This is a genomic window from Allorhizobium sonneratiae (genome assembly GCF_023700755.1).
Lineage (GTDB): Bacteria > Pseudomonadota > Alphaproteobacteria > Rhizobiales > Rhizobiaceae > Allorhizobium > Allorhizobium sonneratiae.
On record NZ_JAMKOJ010000022.1, the window covers coordinates 1 to 7,149 of the forward strand.

General features: G+C 48.6%; 12 protein-coding genes. 10 read left to right on the forward strand and 2 right to left on the reverse strand.

Features of this window, described 5'->3' with window-relative positions; all coding sequences use genetic code 11:
* Positions 1-424 precede the first annotated feature (424 nt).
* From NAC44_RS20985 to NAC44_RS21005, 5 genes are all read left to right on the forward strand, one after another.
* Complete coding sequence (locus NAC44_RS20985) at positions 425-1,321, forward strand: ArdC family protein (RefSeq protein ID WP_250943607.1); 897 nt, start codon at positions 425-427, stop codon at positions 1,319-1,321.
* A gap of 17 nt (positions 1,322-1,338) precedes the next feature.
* Entirely contained in the window at positions 1,339-1,767 is a 429-nt protein-coding gene (locus NAC44_RS20990; RefSeq protein ID WP_250943608.1) for a hypothetical protein, read from the forward strand.
* A 172-nt stretch (positions 1,768-1,939) separates the two neighbouring features.
* On the forward strand, positions 1,940-2,188 hold the full coding sequence (locus NAC44_RS20995; protein WP_250943610.1) for a type II toxin-antitoxin system VapB family antitoxin: 249 nt from the start codon (positions 1,940-1,942) through the stop codon (positions 2,186-2,188).
* On the forward strand, positions 2,188-2,622 hold the full coding sequence (locus NAC44_RS21000) for a type II toxin-antitoxin system VapC family toxin (RefSeq protein WP_250943611.1): 435 nt from the start codon (positions 2,188-2,190) through the stop codon (positions 2,620-2,622). The genes NAC44_RS20995 and NAC44_RS21000 overlap by 1 nt, the downstream gene beginning before the upstream one ends.
* Before the next feature lie 3 nt (positions 2,623-2,625).
* Positions 2,626-2,865 (forward strand): hypothetical protein, encoded by a 240-nt coding sequence (locus tag NAC44_RS21005; protein WP_250943612.1) that lies wholly within the window; start codon positions 2,626-2,628, stop codon positions 2,863-2,865.
* Positions 2,866-3,004: 139 nt separating this feature from the next.
* On the opposite strand, the gene NAC44_RS21010 is transcribed toward NAC44_RS21005, so the two are convergent.
* Together NAC44_RS21010 and NAC44_RS21015 are read right to left on the reverse strand one after the other, a co-directional pair.
* Entirely contained in the window at positions 3,005-3,559 is a 555-nt protein-coding gene (locus NAC44_RS21010) for a hypothetical protein (RefSeq protein ID WP_250943613.1), read from the reverse strand.
* A gap of 269 nt (positions 3,560-3,828) precedes the next feature.
* Positions 3,829-4,356 (reverse strand): helix-turn-helix domain-containing protein, encoded by a 528-nt coding sequence (locus NAC44_RS21015; protein WP_250943614.1) that lies wholly within the window; start codon positions 4,354-4,356, stop codon positions 3,829-3,831.
* Between the two features lie 295 nt (positions 4,357-4,651).
* Here NAC44_RS21015 and NAC44_RS21020 point away from each other — a divergent pair, with 295 nt between their 5' ends.
* The 5 genes from NAC44_RS21020 to ssb are packed head-to-tail and all read left to right on the forward strand — an operon-like array spanning position 4,652 to position 6,896.
* Positions 4,652-5,116 (forward strand): hypothetical protein, encoded by a 465-nt coding sequence (locus NAC44_RS21020; RefSeq protein ID WP_250943615.1) that lies wholly within the window; start codon positions 4,652-4,654, stop codon positions 5,114-5,116.
* Entirely contained in the window at positions 5,086-5,763 is a 678-nt protein-coding gene (locus tag NAC44_RS21025) for a hypothetical protein (protein ID WP_250943616.1), read from the forward strand. The genes NAC44_RS21020 and NAC44_RS21025 overlap by 31 nt, the downstream gene beginning before the upstream one ends.
* Positions 5,760-6,233, forward strand: coding sequence for a thermonuclease family protein (locus NAC44_RS21030; RefSeq protein ID WP_250943617.1), 474 nt, complete (start codon positions 5,760-5,762; stop codon positions 6,231-6,233). The genes NAC44_RS21025 and NAC44_RS21030 overlap by 4 nt, the downstream gene beginning before the upstream one ends.
* Positions 6,230-6,436, forward strand: coding sequence for a hypothetical protein (locus NAC44_RS21035; protein ID WP_250943618.1), 207 nt, complete (start codon positions 6,230-6,232; stop codon positions 6,434-6,436). The genes NAC44_RS21030 and NAC44_RS21035 overlap by 4 nt, the downstream gene beginning before the upstream one ends.
* Positions 6,437-6,473: 37 nt before the next feature.
* A complete protein-coding gene (ssb, locus tag NAC44_RS21040; protein WP_250943619.1) occupies positions 6,474-6,896 on the forward strand; it encodes a single-stranded DNA-binding protein in 423 nt (140 codons plus the stop codon).
* Positions 6,897-7,149 lie beyond the last annotated feature (253 nt).

Below are 7,149 nucleotides of genomic sequence, written 5' to 3' on the forward strand. Positions count from 1 at the left end.
CTGCACCGGCCAGACCGATCCGGCTGCTCACGGCCCTCAAGGGCCGTGATCGACGCTGGCGGGAAAGGGGATGGGGTGCGTGTCACCGGCCAGGGTAGCCATGGCCCTTTCCATGTCGATGCTCCGGGCCTTCGATCAGAGCCGCGTGTCTCTGATCGATGCGCTATGCGCACCGGCCCTCCCGCATAGACATGGAACCTTGGCCCATGGTGACAGCAAAAAAGGCGGCTCTTGATGCCCTTCGGGCACCGCCATGCCCCGTTGGGCCAAGGCGGGTCAAGAGCCTATGCCGCCTTTTTTCCCGTCAACCCTTGCCTGTCTACAGTAAAAACTTATCACTACGATAAGAAAACACTTGCAAAAAATAAACATAGGTTATATAAATGGGGCATAGAGAAAAACAAAACCGCAAGGATTTAAAACCATGGCAAAGGCAGCAGAAGTAAAATTCGATGTTCATGCATCCGTCACCGAAAGCATTATCCGTCAGCTTGAGGCCGGAACAAGCCCATGGGTGAAACCGTGGGGTTCCCCGGTTTCAAGCCGTCCCTTGCGTCACAATGGCGTCCCCTATACCGGCATTAATGTTCTCTTGCTTTGGTCAGCCGCTATGGAACACGGCTATTCGGCAAATCACTGGATGACCTACAAGCAGGCCGAGGAGCTTGGCGGGCAGGTTCGCAAGGGCGAAAAATCCTCACTTGTCGTTTATGCAGGTGCAATCGAGAAGACCGAGGAAACGCAAGCCGGTGAAAGTGTAGAGCGCCGCATTCCATTCATGAAAGCCTACCGTGTTTTCAATGCGGATCAGATCGATGGGTTGCCCGAGCAGTATCGCTTTCAGCCAGTTGAAAAGCTTGCCGCCGAAACCCGGCTTTGCCATGTGGATGCATTCTTTGAGGCGACAGGTGCGGATATCCGCGAAGGAGGCAATCAGGCGTTTTATCATCCGGTCAAAGACTATGTGCAAATGCCAGATTTTCAAACATTTGCTACCCCCGAAGACTACGCTTCGACCCTCGCCCATGAAATGGTCCACTGGACCAGCGCTGAAAAGCGCCTTGCCCGGTCCTTTGAACAGAAACGGTTCGGTGACGAAGGCTATGCGCGTGAGGAGCTCGTGGCCGAAATCGGCGCAGCTTTCCTTTGTGCCGATCTCGCCATTGAAAACAAGGGCAGGGCGGATCATGCCGCCTATATCGCATCGTGGATCACGGTCTTGAAAAACGACAAGCGCGCAATCTTTCAGGCGGCAAGCTATGCCGAAAAGGCCGCCGAATTTTTGCATTCCTTTCGTCAATCCGCAGAACTGGCAGCATGACCGGGAGGGCTTGAACCATGAGAACAATCGGTAAAATGGAAAAAGAGACGGGCATTTGCCCGTCTCAGCAAAATCGCTTTGATTTCTGGCTCCGGTTCCGCAATGACGATGGCCTTTTGGGTCTGAATGACCGGGCGAAAGAGTTGACCCCGTGGATTCAGAAAAAAATCCTCTACAATTGTTGTCATCGTGCCAATGAACCAGACTGGACGCAATTTTCTCATCTTGAGATAGGCGGTTGTGTGAACCTGGCCGAAGAAGGATCAGACGAAACATGCGTTGAAGGCGGGTATGATCGTGACGACGCTCAATTTTTTGCGATCTATGGCCGATACAAAACGGGGCATTGCGAAGCCATTACAGATTGCCCGACCTTTGAAGATGCTTGCGCCGTTTACCTGATTTTGCAGAAAAAGAGCGGTCTTCCATTAACTGTAATGTGCTGACGGTTGCCGCGTATGACGCCAAAATATCATGTCTGTTTCGGCAATATTGACACGAATTGCAAATAGAGGTACTAAAAAATAGTACCAAATCAGACCCAAGCCCCCACAACCCTATTGATTTGGTATATCCTCTGCGGTATATCCTAGATATACCGCAGAGGAGGTCTATCAAATGTCCTTACTAATCAAAGGCGATGAAATCGATCAGTTGGCGAACGAAGCGAAAAAGCTTCTAGGCGCTGAATCTAAAGCAGATGCCGTGCGTTCGGCTCTGAAGAGCGTGATTGACAGCCGGAAAAAATCTATCCCTCTTGCCGATAGAGTTCGCCCCCTTCAAGAGCAATACTTGCGTATTCTTGCGTCCAAGGATGCGGATAATTTCGATATGAAGGATTACATGAACGAGGAAGAGAAAATTTAATGTTTATCGATGCGTCTGTTCTTGTTTCTATTTTGACCGTTGAAGATGATGCAGGCTACTTTATTGCGAAAATCGAAAGTTATAAGAAGCCAATATATTATTCATCTCTTTCACTTTTTGAGGCGTCTGAGAGCATTGCGCGAAAGATGGTCAACACCGGCGACCGAGACAGGCCGACGCCGCCGGAAATGATCGACATGGCGCAACGGCTCGTCGAGGACTTTATCGCTGAAATCAACGCAAGGCCGATGTCTATCGATGCAAGTGTTTACAGATCAGCCCTGGCCGTGGCGAAGCAGTATGGCCGTTATGCCGGGCACCCCGCAGCCTTGAATCTTGGCGATTGTTTCGCTTACGCCTGCGCGAAAAGCTACCGAATCCCCTTGCTCTACAAGGGCAATCATTTCTCAGAATCGGAAATTGAGCGGCCATGAAAAATGGAAATAGAAATTGTCTCTGGTGATCATCTAACGGCAAAAGAAATTGCCCATATACTGATGATGATCGAAAACTTTATTTATAGTTATCGATATCAAGACGTGAGATATGTTGTTGATCGTGTTCTTGATGATTTATATAAAGTACAAATTAAATCATCATCTGTAAAATACACAATTGTAAGATTGCTTCTTTGGCGGGAAACCCTTGAAGAGCTTGTATCGTCGCTTGGATATTGATCATTATTTATTATATGAATATGATATAATATTCCAAAATAAATGCAGGCAAGGGCGCTTGGTTAGCTGTGAATCTATCGCCTTCACCATTAAAGGAGAATATGCCTCTCCTTTAATGGTCACTTGATCCCGGTGGCCTTCAAAAAACGAGATTCCGCAGCATCGCGTTGGTTTCGTCATCCCATGTAAGACGAGGTTGTATGACCAGGGCGGCTAGATACAGTCTCTTCAAAACATCGTCTTCAACGCTCTGGGTGCTAAAATTGATCAGGTCCCGCCGAGCGCCGAGTTCCGCTGTCAGTGTCGTGCCGGATGCATCCGTTAAATGCCTCTCTAACGCCTTTTTATGCCGCGCTATCGATAAGGCGACACCTGATATTTCACCTGTCCGAATATTGTCCATTGTCGTCTCCGTTCCAGCCGCCCCAGAATGATCGGCAGAGGGCGGGCTTGCCTGCCCTTCTGCCTGCCCGGCGAGGGCCGGGAGTGAGGGGGGCAACGGAAAAAACGGAGGGGTATCACCCACCCGAAGGGCGACGGTATCGGCGTGCTGCACAAGCGGCGCGTAGCGATGCGCGGAAGCATGGGGAACCCGCTTTTTTTCGATTGCGGGGGAGCGAGGGCAGCGCTCTTGATCCCCTTTCTTGTCAAAAAATCCAGATGGCGAAGCCATTCCGGCTGTACTGGTCATCATCCCCATTGTCCCCACACTCAATCGTCAAATTTTGCCTATCAAGGCAAAACTATATTGCAAATTTTAAGTAATTACATAGCCCGTTTTTATTAAAAATTTAAACAGGTAATATATAATTTTTTTATCTTAGTATTTCATTGCTATCCTCGTATAATAGATTCGTCTAAATGACGGTTGTACGTGTAATTTTTTCAATAAACGCTTTTTACTGGTGCTGTCTCTATTTTTTTATCATGAACACGATTTTGTGCTTATTTTTCCACCAATAGTTACTCTACCTTGGATACATTATTGCCGATGTTTTCAACTTGTTTTGCGGTTTTTTTCGCCTTCTCCGGTCTCGCGTGGGAATAGGCGCTATAAAGAAAATCTTTAATCGTACGGAGGTCGTTTTCTTCCATGTCTAATATGAGTGATACAATATCTTTGACGTTGAGCGCAGATTCATAAGATTTTCCCCAGAGGTGAGGGGCTGAATCAAAAATAAGATCGATAGGATTTATTGAAAGAATCTCACAAACATGAAGCATACGTGACACGCTCATATTCGCATCATCACATTCGTATCGCCTGAATACATTGGCGGTAATACCGACAAAATTAGCAAGTTGGACGATTTTTACACCCTTGCGCTCACGTTGATAACGGAGCTGCGCTCTCAACCTTTGTTCAATCTCGTCTAACGTCAGAACCTGGCCAAATGGCACTTTTCTGAATGTTTCGCGGTTCGTCTTGCCTTCAAAGACTGGAATAAGGGAGTTGTCACTTTGAAATCTGTCCATAATTTCTTTGCGCATTTTCTAATTAAAATCTATGACATGACGAACGATGTTGTGCTGGACCATAATTCCGGATTTATATCAAAACAAGGAAGTTTCTTGCGTGGCAAGATAAATGCACAGGCTTTGTTTTAGTCAATTATATCTATAATAATCAATGAGATATGAAAAATATTCAATCTAGGATTTACATTAATTTAATAATTTCCCGCAATAATATGTACTAATAAATGATACCTAATAGCTATTCTTTCAAATTGAAATGGTATCAAAAATAGATATCTTTAGGCGTCTTACATAGGTATCAATAAACATGAACATGCACCAAAATACCAAGTGGATACCGGCATCCTGGCTCAGTGGTCCGCATCCTGATTTTCGATCTGATCCATCGAATTTCATTGAGCGTCGTGACCATCGGTTTTTCCTTTCCGCAGGTCCGCAACGCGACCTGCTTGAAGATTTCACTCATCTGACCCGCCCGTTATCTCCCGGCGACGAGGTTGCCTTCACCGGCATGGTGACATTCGACAATATTGAGCTTCAGGTGACTTGTGACTCCTATGAAGCCAGTCCGGTATCGCCATTGGCGAACCGCTTCACTCTGGCACCCTGGACCGATCCTTTCCCCACTTTGCCACTCCTCATCGAGCGCGGAAATAATGACGGCTCTCTTCTACCGGGCTGTTATTCGGTTGAAAACTGGTGGGTGACTGAAGAACCTCAAATATTCGTATTTCAATATCGTTGGCTAAAAGCTTCTTTTGTCAGAAAATAATCAATACAGGTTCGAAAATGCCAAATAAAATTGAAAAGCTTGATATTTTTATATCTGCCATGATCAGGGCATGGGGCGATAGCTGGACCTTCAGCATTACGCCGCACGATCTTTATATTACTGCTGTACTTACTCGGAAATCTGACCGATTTTCTTTGCGTATTGCGGCGGCTGATCGTTGTACCGTGAAAGTCCTGTGGCCTTCCTCCGATGAAAAATCGTCCATGTCGGCAAAGGATTGGCTCATCCTGGCACCCAATGAAGCTGAACCAGAAGCCCGATTTTCTCTGTCTGATCACCCCGCGACCATAGCCGATCGGATTACGAAACGGGTGATCGAACCCGGCACCCCGCTCTTTGAGATGGCATTGTCACGTCTGCATGAAGCGCAGAGAAAGTCTGCCAACATCGACAAGGCTGTTCAACACATCATCAAACAGCTTGATACCGTCTCTATTCAAACCGAGCAGGGAAAATCGCTGATCTATGCGATTTCCCCCGACTTTGACACCTCGGCCAGCTTCAGTCTTTGCGAGGGTCAAAATGAAGTTGTCATCCGGTCAAAATCACCCGCAGACATGATCAAGGTCGCGCGTTTGTTACGCGAATGCTTTGTTCGGAAGTCCGAAAAGGTTTGTCTCCCATGATCCCGTTCCGTCATATCCGCAGAACACTTTTTATCGCCTCTTGTGGTCTTATCGCGCTTAAGGCCTATCACGTTTCCGCACAGCACGAATATGCGGGAAACCGCCATGTCTATGTGAGTGGTCGCTTGTGCGACCCCGACTGCCAACCAGTCACGTTTAAAGTCTGGGATGGCGACACCTTCACAATTGTCGCAACGGGGCTCAAGGAGAAAATTCGTGTCTACAATATCGATGCTCCTGAAATTGACGGGAAATGTCAGTGGGAGATCGACACAGCCCAACGCGCGAAAAACCGTCTCGCGGATCTCATCAAAGGGCAGACCGTGACGCTGAAACATCATGGCATGGATCTCTATCACCGGACCCTTGCCAATGTTCTTGTTGACGGCAGAGATATAGGCGACGTGCTGGTTTCGGAACGCCTTGCTCGCGCCTGGGACGGCGCGCGGCATCCATGGTGCAACACATGAGCGGGAAAACGGCCTGCCCATCGCACTACACCCGCGAATTGTACGCAGATTCCTCGCTCGTTGAGCTTCATATTCGCGTCGATCCAAAAACAGACCTTGATGGAAAATTCACAGCCTATTGTTGTGACGAACATGAATTGCTGTCCGTCAATGGGTGGCTGTTCAGCTTTGAAGACGTTCCCGCAAACAAAGACATTTCATGAAATTCAAGATTGTCCATAACCCCTTGGAGATATGCTGATGGCCGGTTCCGTCAACAAAGTCACCCTTGTCGGCTTCCTCGGCGCCGATCCCGAAATCCGCAGAACGCAATCCGGCGCTCCTATCGCCAGTTTCAGCGTCGCAACGTCCGAGAGCTGGCGCGATAAAGATTCCGGCCAGCGCCGGGAAAAGACTGAATGGCACAGTGTTGTGATTTTCAACGAAGGTTTGTGCAGGATTGCTGAGCAATATCTGAAAAAAGGGTCGCTCGTTTATGTCGAAGGCCAGTTGGCGACCCGCAAATGGCAAGGCGATGATGGTCAGGATCGCTACACGACTGAGGTTGTCCTGAAGGCTTACACCGGCACCTTAACGCTGCTTGATCGGGCCTCCAATCGTCCACCGGCTGCTGACAGCCCGGACGATTACGGAAATATGCCAGACGATGACGTGCCATACTGACAAGTCTGCGACCTGGTTGATTTTGACGGATCGGCAGAATAGTGCCTTTCGCTTCTGAGAAGCGAGCGCGCTCTATGCCATTGGCACGAAGCCGCCTTTGGCGTCTTCGCCCATTCGGGTCACGATCGCTAAGGCTTGCGCGGCGGCAACGCCTTGCGAAGTGGGGGACCGGCGAAAGCCGGTCCTCTTTGTTTTGAGAGGGCAAGGCCCCGGCTGTACGCCGGGACCGTGGCCGGTCGATCAGCATGAGGAT